Source organism: Mesorhizobium sp. M0598, from assembly GCF_040320865.1.
Classification (GTDB): Bacteria; Pseudomonadota; Alphaproteobacteria; order Rhizobiales; family Rhizobiaceae; genus Mesorhizobium.
In genome coordinates, this window is sequence record NZ_JAMYQL010000011.1 from 184303 (window position 1) to 206459 (window position 22157).

Sequence of the window (22157 nt, forward strand, 5' to 3'; positions counted from 1 at the left end):
AAAAATGTTTCAATACAGCGCGGCATCTCTGACCCTGCGGTGGTTCTTGTGAGTCCATTGCTGCGAAGGTGTCGGCCAACCGACACGTACTGTCGGGTTTGTCGGGTCCGCCACGCGGGATGTTGGGCCTGAGTTGTTGGCTGAACTCACATCAAACCAATGACCATTACAGAAGACTCCTTCTGAGCTTGCTTCGGCGCAATTGGCACAGTTTTTGAAGCTCCACTGGCGAGGCGGCAAGAGACTGCCGATCCACAATCGTGTCGTGGGTGCCCTCGCGATCGATGCGGCAAAGCAAGGGAGCAACATGTCAGGACTGGGTCAGACACGCTTTGTTTGGCGAAGCAGCGCCGCCCGTGGCATCCGAATGACCGATTGGCCGATTGCGACAACACCCACAATCGCTCACCACCGCCCGGTGGCCACCGACCGGCTCGATGAGATTCCATCGGCATGTGCCTGCACGTGTCACTCGGGTCTCGCCGCTCCGATAGCACCCCCGGTTTTCGCGCGGGTGCGACGACGTGCGCACGCTGTCCAGCGACACTTTGTTCACGGGCCAGCAGCAGATCAGGGTCGAGCATTACGGCGCGCCCTATCGGCTGAAGATTCACCGGCAGGGCAGCTGATCCTCACACGTAGGTGGAAGCAGGGGTAAGACATGGACCAGCGCGAGCAACCGTCGCCGGACGAAATCCGGCGGGCGTGCGAAGACAATCCGAAAATCCGGGAGCATGATCTCGCCGCTCGATTGGGCATTTCGGAAGCCGAATTGGTCGCAGCGCATTGTGGTCACGGCGCGGTGCGCATCGAGCCGCGCGTCGATGATCTGCTGACCGGCCTCGAAGCGGTCGGCGAGGTGATGGCGGTCACCCGCAACCAAAGTGCCGTGCACCAAAAGATCGGCGTCTACGACAAAGTGGTCACCGGCAACCCGCATGCCATGGTGCTCGGCGACGAGATCGACCTGCGCATCTTCCCGAAAGCGTGGGCGTATGGCTTCGCCGTCGAGAAGCGCGAGGGAGCCGAGATCCGCCGCAGCCTGCAATTCTTTGATGCCACCGGCGAGGCGATGCACAAAGTACATCTCAGGCCCGCCTCGAACCTGCAGGCCTATCAGAATCTGGCGGCAGAGCTCGCATCCTCCGACCAGGAGCCGATCATATCGGTCGAGGCGAGCGGGGCGCGCGATAACGCAGTGAGTCCAGACCAAGCCGCCACGGTCGACGACCTACGCGAGCACTGGTGCCGGCTGAGCGACGTGCATCAGTTCTACCATATGTTGAAGGCACTGAAGCTCAGCCGCTGCCAGGCGATGCGTATGGCCGACGAGGATTACGCCTGGCTGCTCGACAATGATGCCGTTGGCGCCCTGTTCCAACAGGCGGCCGAAGACGAGATGCCGATCATGTGCTTTGTCGGCAATCATGGTTGCATCCAGATCCATTCCGGCCCGATCAAGTCGGTCAAGCAGATCGGGCCGCGGATCAATGTGCTCGACGAGACCTTCCATCTGCATCTTAGGACCCATCACATCCGCGAGGTCTGGGCCGTGCGCAAGCCGACGAGGGACGGTCACGTCACGTCCATTGAAGCCTATGGCGCCGACGGCAAGATGATCATCCAGTTCTTCGGCACGCGCAAGGAAGGCGAACGCGAGCGCAGCGACTGGCGGTTTCTGGCCGAGAGTCTGCCACGCGTTCCCGGTCCGACCGACAGGGATGGGTAGAGCCGACAGGCCCTCGGATTGAACCGGCCGCCATAGGACTCGGCACCACGTTCCGACAGCGGCTCGCGAGGAAATAATAGGTCCATGTGCGATAGAGCTTGCCGTCGTAGCGCATACGGCGGTCAGGGTGCACGCCGGAATTGACCGCAGCGATACAGTCAAGCTCGTCGTCGGCCGGACCGCTGCGCACGAGTGCATCACCGTCTAGCCGGAAATCCTTGCAGCGGCTCCGAGCGATATAACGCATACGCCATCAGTGCCGAACCGAAGCGCGGCTCGACCTTGTTGATAATTTCGATCATCGCGCGCAAGCGCCGCCGGGTCTTGTCGGACCGCACCCGATCCTTGCGCTGGATCGCGTCGTTGCTCAGTCCGGGCCGTGCGAGCGATCTCCTCGCTCGTCGACCGGAAGGCAGTGCAGCAGCAAGGTCGAACAGCCCGATGTCGCGGCCTCGACAAAACCAACCGTGGATGTCGGTTGTCGGACGTTGTCGTAAGAATGATGGACAGCTGATCATCAACTTAGCGGCGGCGGGCCCAGTGCAGGCTGGCATCGCTTGGTGCAGCGCCATGGGTACGCCTATCCGGCACGCGACTTGCTTTGACAATTTGATCAGCAGGGCATCAGCAGGGCATCAGCAGTGCGTCACGGAGCTGAGCGATTGACCAGCCTCTCAACCCTAACGGGGATAAGCAGCGGCTTTGCTTCATGACCGCAGCGCGGCGGAGATGCCCCTTCTGATTGAATTCGCAACCGATCTCATCCGCGCTGGTGCAGGTGGACTGTATCGGGCGACAGAATCTAGAAGGCGCCCGACAAGAGATGTACCCATGCTGGAAATCGACTTTATGAACAGCGGTGCAATCTCAATCGAGCCATGAACGCCAATGTAGAGAAAGCAAAATGGCGACCAACCCCGTTCCAGATCATGTCCCGCCCGAAATGGTGAGGGACTTCAGCCTGTTTACGTCACCAGGGATGTCACCGACGCCCAACGGGGATCCGCAAGCAGCCGTCGCTTGCGTACATGCCGGGCCGCCGATCTTCTATTCGCCCTGCAACACGCGCGATGGGCGGGGTACCTGGGTCATCACTCGCGCCAGTGATCAGCGCCGGGTGCTGCAGGACGCCGAAACGTTTTCGAGCCATCGCAGCATCTTCGCGTCCGCGCTTGGCGAAAACTGGCCGATGATCCCGCTTGAACTGGATCCGCCTGCCCATGGCGTTTTTCGCTCACTACTCAATCCGCTGCTTTCGCCAAAGCGGGTGATGGCTTTGGAACCGGCTGTCCGCGAACGGGCGGTCGAGCTGATCGAAAGGATCGCCGCGTCGGGCACAAGCTGCGACGTCATGAAGGATTTTGCATTTCCTTTCGCGGTGAGCATCTTCCTTCGCTTTCTGGGGCTGCCGGATGACCGACTCGACACATTTGTCGGCTGGGGGAAAGATCTGCTTCACGGTGACGATGTGAAACGCCCGGCGGCGGCCCGGACGATCGTGGCATTCATCGACGAACTTGCAGCCATGCGGCGCGAGGAGGCGGTTGACGATTTCATGACCTTTATCGTGCAGGCACAGGTCGAGGGCCGCCGGCTGACGGACACCCAAGTCCGCGGCATCGGCGTGCTTGTCTTCGTCGCTGGGCTCGACACGGTCGCAGCAGCTATAGGCTTTGACTTGGCCTATCTCGCGCGCAACCTCAAAGATCAGCAATTGCTTCGGAGCGAACCGGACCGGATCGTGCTCGCGGCCGAAGAATTGCTGCGCGTCTATCCGACCGTTCAGTTGATCCGCGTGGCAACGAAAGATATCGACTTCGAAGGCGCGCCGATCCGGAAGGGGGACTATGTTTCCTGCGCCACGATGATTGCCAATCGTGACCCGGCGGAATTCGAATGCCCCAACACGATCGATTTGGAGCGGGAGGACAACCGCCACGCCGCCTTTGGCTATGGTCCCCACCGTTGCCTTGGCTCACACCTTGCCCGGCGGGAGATTGTCGTTGGCCTGGAGGAGTGGCTGGCGCGCATCCCGGCTTTCAGGATCAAGCAGGGTACGGCACCCATAACCTCTGGCGGCCATGTATTCGGGATCGAAAATTTGATCCTGGACTGGTCCTAGGCCCCGCCCCAAGCCGGGGCACAGAGAAAGGAGGCAGCGCCATGCGCATCATCGTCCAAAATGCCAAATGCCAGGGTCACGCGCGATGCGCGGCGCAAGCGCCGGACATCTTCAAGCTTGATGACGAGGGTTATATCCTGCCTGGTGACATTGAAGTTGCGGAAGGGGAGGAGCTGCCTGCATCGCGAGGCGCGCGATGCTGTCCTGAACGTGCGCTGGAACTCACCCGCTGACGCTTTGAATCAGACGTCATTCAACCGAGAGTCTGGCGGGCTTGAATGGGGTCGACCATGTGGCCGCACTGGAAAGGACGGCACGCGACCTCTGTGCCAGCACGGTCCACGTCCAACTCCGCGGGGGCACTTCCGGCGCCGAGGTGTTCCCCATGAGGCGCAAACGGCACGGCGGGGGTTCGCGACACACCTCTTCCAATCACAGAATTTGCGACAGAGCCGATGGACCAGACGAAAATTACCGCACTACTCGACCGCGAGACGATCCGCGACTGCCTCTTCCCGAAGAACTGCCCAACCCATGTTGCGGCCGGCCGGGTCGCTGCATGACTTGATAGGACAAACCAGGAGAACGGCACCATATTTGCCCAACACTATGCCCGGCTCAGCACCGGCCGATGGCCGCAGATCGAGCTGGAGAGGAGGTTCGACCAGCATGTGCTTGCCTGTGTGCTTTCACGTGCGCTCGAGGAGATCGAGGCCGGCGAGGCGACGGCGACGCAGGCAACCGGCCTTTCGCGCGCCGAGCTGCGCGATGTCCTGGCCCGCTGTTTCCCTGCTATTCCTATCACCGCGTTTGCCTTGGAAGAGGTGAGCGAGCCCGAGCCGGACCTGGAGGAAGAACTTCTGCGCGGACTGCTGCTGGCGCATGCCCGGCCGGGCGACCCGGCGAGCGCTCGCTTCGCCAAGATCATCGCCCGGCGTGCCATGCGCAATGACCATCTCTGGCAGGACCTTGGCCTTTTTAATCGAACCGACCTCGGCCGCCTGCTCGCCTCGCATTTTCCGACGCTGGCGGCCGGCAACACCCAAAACATGAAATGGAAGAAATACTTTTACCGCAAGCTCTGCGAGGTCGAAGGTTTTTCGCTGTGCAGCGCGCCCAGTTGCCGGGAATGCAATGACTTCGAAAACTGCTTCGGCCCGGAGGAAGGCGAAAGCCGCCTCACACGGATCAAGAACGGCATCGCCTCGGATTGAGAGCCGCTTTCGTCAGTCGTACAGCCCCAGCGCTCGCGCCGCGCCATATGTCTCTTGTCTAATGTCGACGGACGCCTTCGAGGATTTGAATGCTGTGCCTGCTGTCCGATTGCTCGCGATGCTCGCTTCGGCGGACGCCGTCATCATGGCGGTGCAGGACCCGACCCGCACCATCGCCGCCGAGCAACTGGTGTTCTCCGGGCCGTTGCTGCTCGCCTGCCTGGCCCGGCTCTATTCGGAGCGGGCCGGCGTCTTCGACACCGGGATCGAGGGCAAGATGCTGGCCGGCGCCTTTGCGGCGCCTCGGCGGCCGCGGTTACAGGCTCGGCCTGGGCGCCGCCGTAGCCACCGCCGTGGATTTTTCGCGCCGGTGCACGGTTTCGCCTGGATCACCCATCGCGGCGGCCAGATTGTCTTCGGCGTCGCCATCAATTTCATTGCTGCCGGCTCCACCATCATTCTCGCCAGGCCTGGTTCCAGCAGGGCGCGCGCCGTCGCTCTCTGAAGACTCGCGATTCGATCGTTGTGCCTAGCGCCGAAGCGGTGCGCGGCGTGCCGGTGCTCGGGCCAGTCTATCCCGAGCTGATCTACGGGCCATTCGCTGCTGGTCTATGTCGCGTCCCTGATGGTGCCATCTACCTGGTTGGTGCTGTTTAGCACCCGCTCGGCCTAGGACTTCGCGCGGTCGGCGAAAATCCGGCCGCCGTTGAGACCACTGGCATTTCGGTGACCTGGCTGCGCTATCGTGCGGCATCTTCACCGGCGTTCGGACGGGCATGGCCGGCGCGTAGCTGTCGCTCGCCCAGAATGCCGGCTTCGTGAAGGATATGACCGCCAGCAAGGATTCCATCGCGCTGGCAGCGCTCATCGTCGCCAAATGGAAACCGGTGCCGGCGAGGTTCGCCTGTCTGGCGGCGAAGGTCGCCATGGCCCGGAGGTGAAGCCGGCGAGGCGCTGGCGCTGGTCCATGCGAGATCGGAGGCCGACACGGAACAGGCTGCCGCGGCGGCGATCCAGTCGGCCTATACGCTCAGCGAAAACGAAGCCTGCAACCGCCAAAGTAATCCTGCGGAGGATCGCGCCGCGCCGTGCATGCGATTGCATCTCTCGTCCCGCTGCGCTGCTGAGGCCTCTTCTGTCAGGCGATCTAGGTCTCGCGCTTCGGGCCGAGCAGGAACACTGTCAGGGCGGCGAGGAACGTGGCAACAGCACTGTAGGCAATGGCACTGGTAATCCCGGCATTGTCCACCAATAGTCCGCCGAAAATCGCGCCGGCTGCGATTGCCACTTGGAACGCTACGACCATCAGCACACCGGCGCTTTCGGCCTGCTCGGGAGCGGCGCGCCATACCATCCACGTCTGCAATCCCACCGGCACTGCGCCGAAGGCAAAGCCCCACGCGGCAACCGCAACCGCCGAGGCCGAGGCCGATGCTCCCGCCGTCAGCAGCGAAACAGCGGCTATCGCTATGAGCAGCGGTGCAAGGGCCGCGACTGCCTTGAGACTGTACTCGGCCAGCAGCCCGCCGGCCAAATTGCCGAAGAATCCGCCGATGCCAAAAGCAAGCAACACAAGCGAGATCGTCTTGACATCCAGCGCGGGAACCTTCTCGAGGAAGGCGCGGATATAGGTGAAGCCGGCGAAGTGGCCGGAAGCGACCAGCAGGACGACCAAAAGCGCGACCTTGATCATCGGAATCTTGGCCACATCCAGCAGGCTGCGGAAGCTAGCCACTCCAACCGGAGGCAGCCTCGGAATGGTTATGAGTTGCACCAGCAGTGTAGCGGCGCCGACGACTGCGGCGATCATGAAGGCGCTTCGCCATCCCCAGATATCGCCGACATAAGCGCCGATTGGAGCTGCGCAAACGGAAGCGACGGAAACGCCGGTGAGGATGATCGATATGGCGCGCGGCAGGAGGTGGCTTGGAACGAGCCGCATCGCCAGTGCTGCCGACATGGACCAGAAGCCTCCGAGCGCTATGCCGAGCACGACGCGTGCCGTCAGGAGTGCCGCCAGCGACCACGCGCCGGCCGCCACAACGTCCGACAGGATCAGCAGCAGCGTCATCGCCCACATGACGATCCTGCGGTCCAGGCGCTTTGTGATGATGGCAACCGTCGGCGCCGAGATCGCCCCGACGATAGCGGTCGCCGTCATCGCCTGTCCAGCCGCACCCTCGGTGACACCGAGATCATGCGCGAGGGGCGTGAGGAGGCTGACAGGCAGAAACTCTGCCGTCACCAGCCCGAAGGTGCCCAAGGAAAGCGAAATGACCGCACCCCATGCGGGATCAGACGGTGGGTCGGGCTTTTCTGGGTCGTGCAGAACAGCGTCATGACGCCTGCCGCGGATCGGGTCATGAACGAAGTCTCCACTTTGGATGCACTGCAACATGAGGTTGGCTGCGTTGACCCACATTAAAGACACAAGCGCATTTCGCGGCGGCGTTGCACGGAGGAGGGGATGTTCATTGCTTCGCGATATTTTGTGACGGTGCGGCGCGCAACATCGATGCCGGTTTCCTTCAGCCGGACAGCGATGTCATCGTCGGAAAGCACGTCGCCGAGAGATTCTGCGGCAATCATCGCTTTGATCCGATGGCGGACAGCTTCGGCGGAGTGCGCATCGCCGCCTTGGCAGGACGCGATCGCGACGGTGAAAAAATACTTCAGTTCAAAGACTCCGCGCGGGGTAAGCATGTACTTGTTCGAGGTCACCCGGCTTACCGTCGACTCGTGCACGCCGATCGCGTCAGCGACGGTTCTGAGATTGAGAGGCCGCAGGTGGGCGACGCCATGTTCCAAAAAGGCATCCTGCTGGCGCACGATTTCAGTCGCAACCTTAAGAATCGTGTTGGCGCGCTGATCGAGGCTGCGTATCAGCCAGTTCGCTGTCTCCAAGCATTCGTTGAGAAATGCTTGATCTTTCGAATTTTGGACGGTGTGACGCGAGACTTCGGCATAGTAGGCTCGGTTGATCAGCACCTTGGGCAGTGTGGCCGGATCAAGTTCGATCTTCCATCCGCCTTCCGGCGAGGGCATGACCCAGACGTCTGGTATGATGGATTCCAACGGACCGGACTGGAACCGGTTTCCAGGCTTGGGATCGAGCGCAAGAATCTCATGGTACATGTCGAGAAGGTCGTCTTCATCGACACCGCAATGCTGCTTCAGTGCCTGGAAATCGCGTCGCCCAAGCATTTTAAGATTGGCAACCAAAGCTGCCATTGCCGGGTCGAACCGGTCTCGCTGGCGCAACTGGAGCTCGAGGCATTCTTCGAGAGTTCGCGCAAAAATTCCCGGTGGATCAAAGTGCTGCAAGGTTCCGAGAACCCGTTCAACGTCAGCCTCCTGGACACTCAGGCTCTCGGCAAGATCCAAAAGGTTGGTCTGAAGATAGCCAGTGTCATCCAGATCGGCGGCAAGCTGGTCAGCGATCAGCCGCTCCTTTGGTGTGAACGCGGTGAGGGCGATCTGACCAGCGACATGGTCGTGCAATGTTTCGGCGAGGGTGGCAAACTCGTCGAGGGAAGGGCCATCACCCGACGCGTTGTTGGTCTTCTTGCGGAGTGACCCGGCCCCGGTCGGTCCGTCAACGGCGTTTGCACGCGGGCCGATAGGCTGATCCGCTCCCGAAATCGAAACGTCGCCAAAAGACCCGTCATCGTTTGACGCAGATTCCAAGAGCGGGTTCTTCTCGATTTCCTGCTCCACGAACTGATGCAGTTCAGTATGCGCCAGTTGCAGCAAGCGAATCGACTCAATGAGTTGAGGCGATGTGACCATGGATTGCTTCTGGCGCTGAAGTAGGCTTGCTGAGGATTGCATGGTGAGCGCGACATCCTGTCGAGGAGCTTCTTGGGGTGGGTAATGGCACCAGGGAGGGGACGTTTTCTAGGTCATGCGGCGGCCTTCAGCGTTTCGAGAACGTTTTGCGGCGATGAGACGCCATAGGGGTCGGCCTCGCAGTTGTCGGAGAAACCTTCCTCCTCGAACCACTGCTCCACCACGCCATTGTTTATCAGGGCGGCGTAGCGCCAGGAGCGCATCCCGAAGCCGAGATTGTCCTTGGCGACCAGCATGCCCATCTTGCGTGTGAACTCGCCTGAGCCATCGGGGATGAGCTCGACCTTCTGCAAGCCCAAGGACTTCCCCCACGCATTCATGACGAAGGCATCGTTGACGGAGACGCAGTAAATCGCGGCAATTCCCTCCTTCTCAAACTCATCATAGAGGTCTTCGAAATTGGGCAGTTGGTAGGTCGAGCAGGTCGGAGTGAAGGCGCCAGGCAGCGAGAACAGGATGACGCGCTTGCCGGCAAAGTAGTCGTCAGATGTCTTTTCTTCCCAGCGATATGGATTTGGGCCCTGGACTGACTCATCGCGAACACGCGTGAGAAAGGTGACGAAGGGAACCTTCTTTTGAACGGTCATCAACTTGCTCCTCAAGAAAAAACTGGCGCGCTGGAGTCCGGCAGACGCTGGCGCAATACCGAGCAAAGGCTCGTCTGCCGGGCATGAAATGAGGCCCTCGCGGCTCGCAACCTCGGTTTTCCATCCCGATGTAGGGGAACGTCTTGGCTGCTGGTCTTCGTCACCCGAACGCCATCGATCTGAGCGAGTGGAGGCTGTCGAGCCGCTTGGGCAATCTTTCCACGGCTATGGCGCCGGAAGCGGCATCGATCACTCGCGCTCGTGCCCGGGAAAAAGTGATAGCGGGCCCGAAGTAGCCAGTATCGGAAGCGTGTGGCGGCCTCAGATGTGACTTCACGCAAGAGACCCGGGTTACTGAGCTGGTTCGGCGTATCGTCGATATTTGCCAGTGAGCCGCCGACCATGGCTTCGGGGGCTCTTTCATGGGGCTCTTGGGCACTCACATGCTGATCGCAACCGGTAAACGGCAATTGCGCGAGCGCCATGTGTTGGCATGCCGGCATCGGACCAGCCGTGCGCAAAGGGGCTACCGAGCACGGACTTCCGAAGCAGACGATGTACCGATGTTCAGCGGGAACGGGCACTGTGTCTTCAGGCCACCGTCTAGAGCTTCGTGTGTCGGGCATGGCGCAAGTCGCTTTCATCGTGATTTGATGGGCTCTAACCAGGAGCAGCAAGCGGCGTGCCATTTCAACTAGACATGCTTTTGGACCGCCCCCTTTTTCTCGGAGGCGGTGTCTTCGCCAAGATCGGGCGCGCGCTATAACCGCCTAGTCACGACACTCAACAACGGTGCTGTATGGTGCGGATGTTCGGCGCTTCCGCCCCAGCTGGGCAAAGACGAACGCAGCCGAGCCGATGCACTACCTCGCACCGGCGGGAACTGCAGCGATTGCGTAGCGTATGCCGCTAGCGTGTTCTTGCGTGCGCAGGCACGGCTATTGCGAACACACGCCTGTGGCAGCAACCATGAGCGCACGCTCTTCGGCAAGCGCCCTGGTTCCGTGAGGATCGAATTCTCCAAGCGTGTCCTGTTTGCAACCCTCTTATGTTCGAAACTGGACCAGAATGTCGCAAGCCTGACCAAAAGGTCGCCGAGGCGTACTATCCGACACTGTTCTGTCGCCTTTGTTGGTCCGCGACACCGGTCTATTTCGCCGAGCTCTTCTTTGGCCTCAGGCTAATCCACTGAAAAGCAATCACAATTTTTTTGCTTATGCTGGGTCGGCCAGATTGGCACGAGTTTTGAAGCTCCTTCGGGAGCCGCCGACCGACCTTCATTTCGTGGATGACACCGCGATCGATGAACGGAGAAAGAAGAGCAAATGTCAAATCCGCGTCAGATAGCATTCTATGGGAAGGGGCCTCGGCGAAACCGCCCCCTACCAAACAGGCTCGCCGCCCTTGTCGACCCTTGTGCGGGAAATCCTGATGGCCGGCTGCGACTCAAAGGCCCACCACTCGCCTGATCCTGAACTCGAAGGCGCAGGATAAAGTTCTGCATCTCGCCGCGCGGTATGCCTAGACAGTTACACGCGGGCTACCGCCGCGGAGGACTTCGTCTACATGCTGTCTTACGTCATTGGCTGCCCGCAGCGCCTGCCGGTCACCTCCGCCCTTCCATCGCTTAGAGAGTGAAGTGCCACCATGTCCGAACAACCCTTGCCGGCGCTGCCGATGTGGCGCGTCGATCACATCGAGCCCTCGCCCGAGATGTTAGCGCTACGCGCCAACGGTCCGATCCACCGCGTGCACTTCCCGTCCGGGCAAGAAGGCTGGTGGGTGACAGGGTACGACGAAGCCAAGGCGGTGCTGTCCGACGCGGCGTTCCGGCCCGCGGGAATGCCGCCGGAGGCATTCACGCCGGATTCGGTGATGCTCGGTTCGCCGGGGTGGCTGGTCTCGCACGAGGGGGGCGAGCACGCCCGGTTACGCACGATCGTGGCGCCGGCCTTGAGCAACCGCAGGTTGAAGCTGCTCGCGCAGCAGGTCGAGGCGTTCGCCGCGGAGTTGTTCGAGACGCTGGCGGCCCAGCCCCAGCCCGCCGACCTGCGGCGTCACCTCGCCTTTCCGCTTCCGGCCATGGTCATCTGCGCGCTGATGGGCGTGCTCTACGAGGATCACGCCTTTTTCGCCGGGCTGTCCGACGAGGTGATGACGCACCAGCACGAAAGCGGCCCGCGCAGCGCGTCGCGCCTAGCCTGGGAAGAACTGCGCGCCTACATTCGCGGCAAGATGCGGGACAAGCGCCAGCATCCGGGCGACAACCTGCTGACTGATCTGCTCGCGGCGGTCGACCAGGGCAAGGCGACCGAGGAAGAGGCGATCGGCCTGGCGGCGGGCATGCTGGTGGCGGGGCACGAGAGCACCGTCGCGCAGATCGAATTCGGCCTGCTGGCCATGTTCCGCCATCCGCAACAGCGCGAACGCTTGGTCGGCGATCCATCCCTGGTGGACAAGGCGGTGGAGGAAATCCTGCGCATGTACCCGCCGGGCGCGGGCTGGGACGGCATCATGCGCTATCCGAGGACCGACGTGAGCATCGCGGGCGTGCATATTCCTGCGGAGAGCAAGGTGCTTGTCGGTCTGCCGGCGACGTCGTTCGATCCGCGCCATTTCGACGACCCGGAAATCTTCGACATCGGACGCGAGGAAAACCCGCACCTGGCGTTCTCCTACGGGCCGCACAACTGCATCGGCGCGGCGCTGGCCAGGCTGGAACTCAAGGTAGTGTTCGGTTCGATCTTCCAGCGCTTTCCCGCGCTGCGCCTGGCGGTGGCGCCCGAAGAACTGAAGTTGCGCAAGGAGATCATCACTGGCGGGTTCGAGGAGTTCCCGGCGCTCTGGTGATGCGCGGACGCCGCCGGGAATCGCGATCTTCTCCGCAATTTACCGGCGCGCCTGGCGGGCGCCGGTCAGATCACCAGCCAACAGGTAACCAAGATGGACGTGCAAGAAACCACGGCAGTATGCCGGGACGCCTTCGCCGAACTGGCGTCGCCAGCGTGCATCCACGACCCGTATCCGTTCATGCGGTGGTTGCGCGAGCACGATCCGGTGCATCGCGCGGCGTCGGGCCTCTTTCTGTTGAGCCGCCACGCCGACATCTACTGGGCGCTCAAAGCCACGGGCGATGCGTTTCGGGGACCGGCGCCGGGCGAACTGGCGCGCTATTTCCCGCGTGCGGCGACCAGCCTGTCGCTCAGTTTGCTGGCGTCCACTTTAGCGATGAAGGAACCTCCAACGCATACGCGTCTGCGCCGGCTGATCTCGCGCGATTTCACTATGCGCCAGATCGACAACCTGCGGCCGAGCATCGCGCGCATCGTCGCAGCGCGCCTGGACGGCATGGCGCCCGCGCTGGAGCGCGGGGAGGCGGTGGACCTGCATCGCGAATTCGCGCTGGCCTTGCCCATGCTGGTTTTCGCCGAACTGTTCGGCATGCCCCAGGACGACATGTTCGGGCTCGCCGCCGGCATCGGCGCCATTCTGGAAGGCCTGAGCCCGCACGCCAGCGATCCCCAGCTCGCCGCGGCGGACGGGGCCAGCGCAAGGGTGCAGGCCTACTTCGGCGACCTCATACAGCGCAAGCGCACCGATCCCCGCCACGACATCGTGTCGATGCTGGTCGGCGCACACGACGACGACGCCGACACGCTGTCCGATGCGGAGTTGATCAGCATGCTGTGGGGCATGCTGCTGGGCGGCTTCGCCACCACTGCTGCGGCCATCGACCATGCGGTCCTGGCGATGCTGGCGTATCCCGAACAGCGGCACTGGCTGCAGGGAGACGCCGTGGGGGTGAAGGCATTCGTCGAAGAAGTCCTGCGCTGCGACGCGCCCGCCATGTTCAGCTCCATTCCGCGTATCGCCCAGCGCGACATCAAACTGGGCGGCGTGATGATCCCGAAGAACGCGGACGTGCGCGTGCTGATCGCGGCCGGCAATCGCGACCCGGACGCCTTCGCCGATCCCGACCGCTTCGATCCCGCGCGGTTCTACGGCACCAGTCCTGGCATGTCGACCGACGGGAAGGTCATGCTGAGCTTCGGCCACGGCATCCACTTCTGTCTCGGTGCGCAACTGGCCCGGGTGCAGTTGGCCGAGAGCCTGCCGCGGATCGAGGCGCGCTTCCCCACGCTCGTACTGGCCGAACAGCCGACCCGGGAGCCCTCCGCGTTCCTTAGGACGTTCCGCGCGCTGCCGGTGCGGCTGCATGCGCAGGGGGGCTGAGATGCGCGTCGTGGTCGACCAGGATCTGTGCGGAACCACCGGGCAGTGCGTGCTGACGCTGCCGGGCACCTTTCGCCAGCGCGAACCGGACGGCGTGGCGGAAGTGTGCGTGGCGACGGTCCCGCACGCGCTGCACGCTGCCGTGCGGCTCGCGGCCCGCCAGTGCCCGGTCGCCGCCATTCGGGTCATCGAAAGCGACGCTGGCGATGGCGAGCCCGCCAGCGCGGATCCGGCGCCCTCTCCGGCGAGGTCGGGCGGCATGCTGCGAAAGACCAACATGATCAGGGAGCACACGATGGGACGGTTTGAGGGCAAGGTTGCCGTGGTGACCGGCGCTGGCGCGGGCATCGGCAAGGCATGCGCCCTCGCCATCGCGCGGGAGGGGGGCCGAGTGGTGGTGGCCGACATTGATGGCTCGGCTGCCGTCGCCTGCACCGCGCGGATCGCGGCCGAAGCGGGCCACGCGCTGCCCCTAGCCATGGATATCGCCGATGCGCAGGCGGTGGCAGCGCTGTTCGAGACGGCGGAGCGGCACTTTGGTGGGGTCGACCTGCTGGTGAACAACGCGAGCGCCATGCATCTGACCCCGCGCGACCGCGCGATCCTCGACCTGGACCTGGCGGTTTGGGATGAGACGATCGCGACCAATCTGCGTGGCACGCTGCTCTGCTGCCGGCAGGCCATCCCACGGATGATCGCCCGTGGCGGTGGCGCGATCGTCAACATGTCGTCGTGCCAGGGGCTCAGCGGTGATACCGCGCAGACGTCCTACGCCGCCTCGAAGGCGGCGATGAACATGCTGTCGGCCTCGCTCGCCACCCAGTACGGTCACTCGCAGATCCGCTGCAACGCGGTTGCGCCGGGTCTTATCATGACCGAGCGTCTCCTCGCCAAGCTGGACGAGTGCATGCAACGGCATCTACGCCGGCACCAGCTCCTGCCGCGCGTCGGCCGCCCCGAGGACGTCGCCGCGCTGGTGACGTTCCTGCTCTCCGACGATGCTGCGTTCATCACCGGCCAAGTCGTGTGCATCGACGGCGGCATGCTGACGCATGTGCCGACATATGCCGATGGTGGCAACAGCCGCGCCGCGCGGCCAGCCGGCGACACCGCCGAAGCGGACGCTGCGCCAGGGAGGTGATAGACATGCTGCTCAACCCGCTCAACCGTCGGCGCCGGCTGCGATACGACATCCCGGTCATGCCCGGCGCTTTCCCCCTGGTCGGGCATCTTCCCGCCATAGTCTGCGACCTGCCGCGCCTGCTGCAGCGCGCGGAACGGACGCTGGGCAGTCACTTCTGGCTGGACTTCGGTCGTGCCGGACACCTGATGACCTGCCTGGATCCGGATGTGATCGCATTGCTCCGGCACAAGCACGTGTCCTCGGCGCTGATCGCAGAGATCGCGCCCGAAATCCTTGGCGGAACGTTGGTCACTTTGAACGGTAGCGCGCACCGGCAGGCGCGCGATGGGATCAAGGCGGCGTTCCTGCCCAGGGGGCTGACCGAGGCCGGCATTGGCGAGCTGTTCGAGCCCGTCATCCGGGCGCGGGTGCAGGCGTGGCGCCATCGCGGTGAAGTAACTATCCTGCCCGAAACCGGCGACCTGATGCTCAAGCTCACCTTTAGTCTCATGGGCATCCCCGCCCAAGACCTGCCGGAATGGCATCGCAAGTACCGGCAACTGCTGCAGTTGATCGTCGCGCCCCCGGTCGACCTGCCCGGAACGCCCTTGCGGCGCGGCCGCGCCGCCCGCGACTGGATCGACGCGCAGTCACGCCAGTTCATCCGCGACGCGCGCGCGCATGCCGCGCGCACCGGGTTGATCAACGACATGGTGAGCGCCTTCGATCGCAGCGACGATGCGCTCTCCGATGACGTCCTGGTCGCCAATATCCGCTTGCTGCTGCTTGCCGGTCACGAGACCACCGCCTCGACTATGGCCTGGATGGTGATCGAGCTGGCGCGGCAGCCCGAGCTGTGGGACGCCCTGGTCGAGGAGGCGCAACGCGTGGGCGCGGTGCCGACCCGGCACGCGGACCTGGCGCAGTATCCGGTTGCCGAGGCGCTGTTCCGCGAGACGCTGCGCATGCATCCGGCGTCCTCGCTCGTACCGCGTCGCGCGACGCAGGAATTACAACTCGGCCAGCGGCGCATTCCCGCGGGCACAAGTCTATGCATCCCGCTGCTGCATTTCTCGACCTCGGCGCTGCTGCACGAGGCGCCTGATCAGTTCCGCCTGGCGCGGTGGCTGCAACGCACGGGGCCGATCGGGCCGGTGGACATGCTGCAGTTCGGCAGCGGCCCACACGTCTGCATCGGCTACCACCTGGTATGGCTGGAACTGGTGCAGTTCAGCATCGCCTTGGCGCTGACCATGCACAAGGCCGGGGTGCGGCCGCGGTTGCTGAGCGACGCCGAAAAAGGCCGGCGCTATTACCCGACAGCACAACCCTCCATGAAAATCCGCATCGGATTCTCGTGAGCTGGCATCGCATACCCCGTGTGGCGAGGCAGCGGCGCCGGCGACGCGCGGCATTGCTGCACTCGGCGCGCGCGCTCGGTGCGACGCCGGCAACACTGCATCGGCTCGCCGCTCGCCGTGGCCGTCTGCTGTCAGGTACAAGGACATGAACGACATGCAGACCGGTTCCACGCTACACGACCACGGAACTGGCGTTTCCGCGCTCGGCGGATTGGGCGCGCAGGCGCGCGGCGCATCCGGCAGGCTGCTGCCGGAGATCTGGATGCAGGACGGCGCAAAACGGGTCGAACAGGCGCTGGCGCGTCTTCTCTGCGCCGAAGACGACGGTGAGACCGAGCTGATGGCGGCGATGCGCTACGCCACCTTGAATGGCGGGAAGCGCACCCGCGCCTTGCTCTGTATGGCTGCCGGCGCACTGGCCGACACGCCGGCGCACACGCTCGACGACGTCGGCGCCGCCATCGAGATGATGCACGCCTGTACCCTGGTCCACGACGACCTGCCCGCAATGGACGACGACGTGCTTCGCCGCGGCCTTCCGACCGTGCACGTCAAGTTCGGCGAAGCCACTGCGATCCTGGTCGGCGATGCGCTGCAGGCGCACGCCTTCCTGACCCTGGCGAGCCTGGATGCGCCGGGCGACAACCGTATCGCGCTCGTGCGCGAACTGGCGCAGGCTGTGTCCGCCGAGGGTGCCGCAGGCGGGCAGGCCATGGATCTGTCGCTGGTCGGAAAGCACGCCGAGCTGGACAGGATCGTGGCGATGCACCGGATGAAGAGCGGAGCACTAGTGCGCGCGTCCGTTCGCATGGGCGCGCTATGCGCCATCGCGGAGGATGCCGCGCACGCTGGGCTGTACGGTGCGCTCGATCGCTACACCGCCTGTTTCGGGCTGGCGTTGCAGGTGATCGACGACATTCTCGACGCGACAGCGGATACCGCGACGCTTGGCAAGACCCCCGGTAAGGACGCGGCGGCGCAGAAGCCGACTTGCGCGTCGATCATGGGGCTGCAGGCAGCGCGCCAGTTCGCGCTAGATTTGTTGCGCGACGCCGGGGAGGCCATCGTCCCGCTGGGGCCGCGTGCGGAACGGTTGGCGCAGATGCTGCAGCGGGCCAACGTGTATCTGTCCGCGCCATACGCATGAGCGCGCCCGTCCGCATGGACTCGCCCTATGCTGCTGCGACCGGTCGGCGGGCGATGCATGCTGCTCTTTGTCCGAGTCCGCGGCGCCGATCGCAGCGGTTGCCCGATCCTGGTCCTCGCCAACCGTCTGCAGAAGGAACATCCCGCGTGAACGCGCTGTCCGAACAGATCCTTTCCGAATTGCGCCACCTGCTGAGCGAGATGAGCGACGGCGGCAGCGTCGGTCCGTCCGTCTACGACACGGCGCGAGCTCTGCAGTTCCACGGCAACATCACCGGTCGGCAGGACGCATACGCGTGGCTCATCGCGCAGCAACAGGCCGATGGCGGATGGGGAAGCGCGGACTTCCCGCTGTTCCGCCATGCGCCCACGTGGGCGGCGTTGCTGGCATTGCAGCGTGCCGATCCTCTTCCCGGCGCTGCCGACGCAGTCCAGGCTGCAACCCGGTTCCTCGAGCGCCAGCCCGATCCCTACGCGCATGCGGTGCCGGAAGACGCGCCGATCGGCGCGGAGCTGATCCTGCCGCAGTTGTGCGGCGAGGCCGCATCCTTGCTGGGCGGCGTGGCGTTTCCGCGCCACCCGGCGCTGTTGCCGTTGCGGCAAGCGTGCCTGGTCAAGCTGGGAGCGGTGGCGACGTTGCCGAGCGGACATCCGTTGCTGCACTCCTGGGAAGCCTGGGGGACGTCGCCGACCACCGCATGCCCGGATGACGACGGCAGCATCGGCATCAGTCCGGCGGCCACCGCCGCGTGGCGTGCGCACGCCGTGACACAGGGGAGCACGCCGCAGGTCGGGCGCGCCGACGCGTATCTGCAGGCGGCATCGAGGGCGACGCGCAGCGGCATCGAAGGTGTCGTTCCCAACGTCTGGCCGATCAATGTGTTCGAGCCATGCTGGTCGCTGTACACCCTGCATCTGGCCGGGCTGTTCGCGCATCCCGCGCTCGCCGAGGCGGTGCGCGTGATCGTCGCGCAGCTCGACGCCCGCCTGGGCGTGCGCGGTCTGGGCCCGGCCTTGCACTTCGCGGCCGATGCGGACGACACCGCCGTTGCGTTGTGCGTCCTGCGCGTTGCAGGCCGCGACCCGGCGGTCGATGCGTTGCGCCATTTCGAAATCGGCGAGCTGTTCGTCACCTTCCCCGGCGAGCGCAATGCCTCTGTGTCGACCAACATCCATGCCCTGCATGCGTTGCGACTGTTGGGAAAGCCCGCTGCCGGCACCAGCGCCTACGTCGAGGCCAATCGCAACCCGCACGGTCTATGGGACAACGAAAAATGGCACGTTTCGTGGCTGTATCCCACCGCGCATGCGGTCGCTGCGCTCGCGCAAGGCAAGCCCCAGTGGCGCGACGAGCGCGCGCTGGCGGCGCTCATGCATGCGCAGCGCGACGACGGCGGCTGGGGCGCCGGTCGCGCGGCCACATTCGAGGAAACCGCCTACGCGCTGTTCGCGTTGCACGTGATGGACGGGAGCGAAGAGCCGACAGGGCGCCGGCGCATCGCGCAGGCGGTGGCGCGTGCGCTGGAGTGGATGCTCGCCCGCCATGCGGCGCATGCTTTGCCGCAGACGCCGCTGTGGATCGGCAAGGAACTGTATTGCCCCACCCGGGTGGTGCGCGTGGCCGAACTTGCCGGATTGTGGCTGGCACTTCATTGGGGGCGGCGCGTCCTGGGCGAGGGAGCAGGGGCGGCGCCATGATCCAGACCGAACGCGCGCTGCAGCAGGTGCTGGAGTGGGGGCGTTCCCTGACGGGGTTCGCCGACGAGCATGCCGTGGAAGCGGTCAGGGGCGGCCAGTACATCCTGCAGCGCATCTACCCGAGCCTGCGCGACACCAGCGACCGCACCGGCCGCGATCCGCGGGACGAAACGCTGATCGTGGCGTTCTATCGCGAGCTGGCGCTGCTGTTCTGGCTCGACGATTGCAACGACCTTGGCCTGATCGCGCCGGAGCAGCTCGCCGCGGTGGAGCAGGCGCTGGGGCAGGGCGGGCCGTGCGCGCTCCCCGGATTCGAGGGCTGCGCTGTGCTGCGCGCTTCGCTGGCCGCGCTCGCCTACGATCGACGCGACTATGCTCAGCTTCTCGACGATACCCGGTGCTACTGCGCGGCGCTGCGCGCCGGACGCGCGCAGCCGGCAGGGGCGGATCGCTGGTCCTACGCCGAGTACCTGCACAACGGCATCGAGTCGATCGCCTACACGAACGTGTTCTGTTGTCTGTCGTTGCTGTGGGGGCTGAACATGGCGGCCTTGCGCGCGCGTCCGGCGTTTCGCCAGGTCCTGCGGCTCATCTCCGCGATAGGGCGCCTGCAGAACGATCTGCATGGACGCGACAAGGACAGGTCGGCCAGCGAGGCCGACAACGCGGCGATCCTGCTGCTGCAGCGCTATCCGGCTATGCCTGTGGTGGAGTTCCTCAACGACGAGCTGGCCGGCCATACGCGCATGCTGCACCGGGTGATGGCGGAAGAACGCTTTCCCGCGCCGTGGGGACCGTTGATCGAGGCCATGGCGACCATCCGCGCGCAGTACTACCAGACCTCGACCAGCCGCTACGGCAGCGACGCTGCGAGGGGAGGCCAGCGTGCGCCGGCCTGAACGCGCGGGACGCGGCGGCGGGCGTGCGCTGCCGTCGGTCCGATCCGACGCAACGCTTCGCCCGATGCGACGGATCGAGCGAGCATTGAGCGACACCGCCCTGAGCCGGCGCAAAGACGACCATCTGGACATCGTGCTGGATCGACGAACGGCGCCGGCCACGGTCGCCGCCGGCTGGGAGTACATCCGTTTCGAACACTGCGCATTGCCCGAGTTGGACCTGACGCAGATCGACCTGCGCGCCTCGCTGCTGGGCAAGACCATGCGCGCGCCGCTGCTGATCAGCTCCATGACCGGCGGCATGCCACGCGCCGAGGCCATCAACCGGCATCTGAGCGAGGCAGCGCAAGCCTTGGGGATCGCCATGTGCGTCGGTTCGCAGCGCGTGAGCCTGCTATCCCGCAACTCGCAGGGACTGACGCGCGCGCTGCGCCGCCTGGCCCCGGACATTCCCTTGCTGGCCAATATCGGTGCCGCGCAACTGCGCGAGGCCGACGGCCTGGACCTGGCGCGCCGGGCGGTTGATGCGTTGGAGGCCGATGGACTCATCGTCCATCTCAATCCGCTGCAGGAAGCGGTACAGCCGGAGGGCGACCGCGACTGGCGCGGCGTCCTGGCGCAGATCGCTCGCGCCGCGCGCAGAGTGGGCGTGCCGATCGTGGCCAAGGAAGTGGGTTCGGGCCTGTCCGCCTCGGTGGCCTGTGCGCTCGTCGAGGCGGGCGTGGCGGTGATCGATGTCGCCGGCGCCGGCGGCACCAGTTGGGCCGCGGTGGAGGGCGATCGCGCCCGCGATGCCGCCGACCGTGCAGTGGCGATGGCGTTCGCCGATTGGGGAATTCCGACCCCGGCCAGCGTGCAGGCGGTACGTCGGGCGCTGCCAACGGTGAAGCTGATCGCGTCGGGCGGGATCCGCGACGGCGTTGACGTGGCCAAGGCCATCCGCCTGGGCGCGGACATCGTCGGGCAGGCGGCCGGCGTGCTGCGCGCGGCTACAGTATCCACCGAGGCGGTTGTCGCGCATTTCGAGATCGCCATCCGCCAGTTGGCCGTCGCCTGCTTCTGCACCGGCTCGGCTGATCTGGCGGCGTTGCGTCAGGCGCGCTTGTTGCATTGGGCGCATCTGCCGGCCGGTTGATGCCGCGGTCGCGTCTGTTTCGCGTTCATAGGGCCCCGTCGGGCGCATCAGTGCTGAGGTTAAACTAGCCGTTCGCTGAATGTCTTTGCGTTGGCCGTTTTCGCAGCGACGTACGCACCGCTCGGTGAAAATGCCGTGGGCGGTGGCCATGGCAGCTGTTCTCGGAGGAACGTCCGCTGTGCGGCGGTAACCTGGGAGATCCTCGAATGAAGGACTGATCTCTTTGGATATTATTATCTTCATATATGATACGCGAACAGATCATTAAATTAACTTGCTCGCCGGATGAGATACCTTTGCATATCAATGGGGGCATTGGAATGAATCGTATAGGTAATGGTGGAATCTGAATCGGAAATTCTGCGCGAAATCGGTGGGCTTTTCAGGCAGGTGAGGCAGGGCGCTGCCATGACGCAGCAGCAGGTCGCTGGTTTGGCGGGTATATCCCGTCCCCGCTATCGCGACATCGAAAAGGGGGCCGCGGCGGCGCGTGCGACGACGCTCATGAATGTCGCTCGCGCGCTCGGTCTGGAAATGATGCTGGTTCCGCAAGTCATGGTGCCGGCTGTCCAGGCTCTGTTGCGTCCGCATGATGATGACGACCTGCCCGCCTTTGTTCCTCAATCTGACGATGACGATCATGGCTCCAGTCTTTCACGCACCTAAGACGATCCCGTCGCTGGACGTGCTCTTGAACGCACTGAAGATCGGCACAATCGTTAGGACGCCGGGCGATTTCAATGCATTCAACTTCGATGAGGCCTACCGCGCGACGGGCGGCTTTCCGGTTTTCAGCCTGTCGTTCCGGGCAGCGACCGGAGGATTGCGGAACGGACCGAAGCCTCTGGCGGGCGCCTTGCCGGCCTTTTTCGCGAACCTCCTACCGGAGGAGAAGCTACGCGAGGCGATGGAAAAGCACCACGAAGGCAATGTCCGGCCAGGCAATGATTTCGATCTCTTAGCGGCGCTGGGCGCCGATCTGCCGGGAGCCGTACGGGCGTTGCCAAGTGACGGCGCGATAGCGGTTTCGCAGGATGCTTCAAAGGATAAGCCCAAGGCAC

18 protein-coding genes and 4 pseudogenes are annotated in these 22157 nt (G+C 64.2%); 18 read left to right on the forward strand and 4 right to left on the reverse strand.

Features of this window, described 5'->3' with window-relative positions; translation table 11 throughout:
• Positions 1-524 precede the first annotated feature (524 nt).
• Together hemP and NKI59_RS16705 are read left to right on the forward strand one after the other, a co-directional pair.
• Complete coding sequence (gene hemP, locus NKI59_RS16700) at positions 525-629, forward strand: hemin uptake protein HemP (protein ID WP_023678236.1); 105 nt, start codon at positions 525-527, stop codon at positions 627-629.
• A 32-nt stretch (positions 630-661) separates the two neighbouring features.
• Positions 662-1729: a hemin-degrading factor gene (locus tag NKI59_RS16705; protein ID WP_352705438.1), complete on the forward strand. Its 1068-nt coding sequence runs from the start codon at positions 662-664 to the stop codon at positions 1727-1729.
• Between the two features lie 127 nt (positions 1730-1856).
• Here the strand turns inward: NKI59_RS16705 and NKI59_RS16710 are convergent.
• Positions 1857-2194: pseudogene (locus NKI59_RS16710) on the reverse strand (hypothetical protein); the annotation flags it as partial.
• Between the two features lie 439 nt (positions 2195-2633).
• Between NKI59_RS16710 and NKI59_RS16715 the strand changes: the two are divergent.
• From NKI59_RS16715 to NKI59_RS16730, 4 genes and pseudogenes are all read left to right on the forward strand, one after another.
• On the forward strand, positions 2634-3851 hold the full coding sequence (locus NKI59_RS16715; RefSeq protein WP_352705469.1) for a cytochrome P450: 1218 nt from the start codon (positions 2634-2636) through the stop codon (positions 3849-3851).
• A gap of 41 nt (positions 3852-3892) precedes the next feature.
• Entirely contained in the window at positions 3893-4084 is a 192-nt protein-coding gene (locus NKI59_RS16720) for a ferredoxin (RefSeq protein ID WP_352705440.1), read from the forward strand.
• A 360-nt stretch (positions 4085-4444) separates the two neighbouring features.
• Positions 4445-5065 carry a nitrogen fixation protein NifQ gene (locus NKI59_RS16725; protein ID WP_352705471.1) on the forward strand — a complete coding sequence of 207 codons (621 nt, stop codon included), beginning with the start codon at positions 4445-4447 and terminating at the stop codon, positions 5063-5065.
• 145 nt (positions 5066-5210) lie between these two features.
• Positions 5211-5976, forward strand: a pseudogene (locus NKI59_RS16730) (ABC transporter permease); the annotation flags it as partial.
• A gap of 236 nt (positions 5977-6212) precedes the next feature.
• On the opposite strand, the gene NKI59_RS16735 reads toward NKI59_RS16730, so the two are convergent.
• The 3 genes from NKI59_RS16735 to NKI59_RS16745 form a co-directional block, all read right to left on the reverse strand.
• Positions 6213-7463, reverse strand: a complete 1251-nt coding sequence (locus NKI59_RS16735; protein WP_352705442.1) for an MFS transporter — start codon at positions 7461-7463, stop codon at positions 6213-6215.
• 23 nt (positions 7464-7486) lie between these two features.
• Positions 7487-8896 carry an RNA polymerase factor sigma-54 gene (gene rpoN / locus NKI59_RS16740; RefSeq protein ID WP_352483749.1) on the reverse strand — a complete coding sequence of 470 codons (1410 nt, stop codon included), beginning with the start codon at positions 8894-8896 and terminating at the stop codon, positions 7487-7489.
• Positions 8897-8967: 71 nt separating this feature from the next.
• Positions 8968-9501 carry a peroxiredoxin gene (locus tag NKI59_RS16745; RefSeq protein WP_352483748.1) on the reverse strand — a complete coding sequence of 178 codons (534 nt, stop codon included), beginning with the start codon at positions 9499-9501 and terminating at the stop codon, positions 8968-8970.
• Between the two features lie 1325 nt (positions 9502-10826).
• Between NKI59_RS16745 and nifH the strand changes: the two are divergent.
• The 12 genes and pseudogenes from nifH to NKI59_RS16805 form a co-directional block, all read left to right on the forward strand.
• A pseudogene (nifH, locus tag NKI59_RS16750) lies at positions 10827-11017 on the forward strand (nitrogenase reductase); the annotation flags it as partial.
• A gap of 131 nt (positions 11018-11148) precedes the next feature.
• Positions 11149-12351 carry a cytochrome P450 gene (locus NKI59_RS16755; protein WP_352705444.1) on the forward strand — a complete coding sequence of 401 codons (1203 nt, stop codon included), beginning with the start codon at positions 11149-11151 and terminating at the stop codon, positions 12349-12351.
• A gap of 93 nt (positions 12352-12444) precedes the next feature.
• Positions 12445-13734, forward strand: coding sequence for a cytochrome P450 (locus tag NKI59_RS16760; protein ID WP_352705446.1), 1290 nt, complete (start codon positions 12445-12447; stop codon positions 13732-13734).
• A 1-nt stretch (position 13735) separates the two neighbouring features.
• Positions 13736-14043, forward strand: a pseudogene (locus tag NKI59_RS35095) (ferredoxin).
• Positions 14030-14875: an SDR family oxidoreductase gene (locus tag NKI59_RS16770; RefSeq protein WP_352483826.1), complete on the forward strand. Its 846-nt coding sequence runs from the start codon at positions 14030-14032 to the stop codon at positions 14873-14875. Before NKI59_RS35095 ends, NKI59_RS16770 begins: the two are co-directional and overlap by 14 nt.
• Positions 14875-16218 (forward strand): cytochrome P450, encoded by a 1344-nt coding sequence (locus tag NKI59_RS16775; protein WP_352705473.1) that lies wholly within the window; start codon positions 14875-14877, stop codon positions 16216-16218. The genes NKI59_RS16770 and NKI59_RS16775 overlap by 1 nt, the downstream gene beginning before the upstream one ends.
• Before the next feature lie 154 nt (positions 16219-16372).
• The gene (locus NKI59_RS16780; RefSeq protein ID WP_023723005.1) at positions 16373-17365 is read left to right on the forward strand and encodes a polyprenyl synthetase family protein; all 993 of its coding nucleotides are present in this window, start codon (positions 16373-16375) and stop codon (positions 17363-17365) included.
• Positions 17366-17511: 146 nt separating this feature from the next.
• The gene (locus NKI59_RS16785; protein ID WP_352705448.1) at positions 17512-19062 is read left to right on the forward strand and encodes a hypothetical protein; all 1551 of its coding nucleotides are present in this window, start codon (positions 17512-17514) and stop codon (positions 19060-19062) included.
• Positions 19059-19961: a terpene synthase family protein gene (locus NKI59_RS16790; protein WP_352705450.1), complete on the forward strand. Its 903-nt coding sequence runs from the start codon at positions 19059-19061 to the stop codon at positions 19959-19961. Before NKI59_RS16785 ends, NKI59_RS16790 begins: the two co-directional genes overlap by 4 nt.
• A gap of 64 nt (positions 19962-20025) precedes the next feature.
• On the forward strand, positions 20026-21096 hold the full coding sequence (gene fni, locus NKI59_RS16795) for a type 2 isopentenyl-diphosphate Delta-isomerase (protein WP_352705452.1): 1071 nt from the start codon (positions 20026-20028) through the stop codon (positions 21094-21096).
• Between the two features lie 336 nt (positions 21097-21432).
• Positions 21433-21762, forward strand: coding sequence for a helix-turn-helix domain-containing protein (locus NKI59_RS16800; RefSeq protein ID WP_502895940.1), 330 nt, complete (start codon positions 21433-21435; stop codon positions 21760-21762).
• Positions 21737-22157, forward strand: a 421-nt coding sequence (locus NKI59_RS16805) for a HipA N-terminal domain-containing protein (RefSeq protein WP_352705454.1), incomplete at its 3' end; no start/stop codon positions are given. The genes NKI59_RS16800 and NKI59_RS16805, both read left to right, overlap by 26 nt.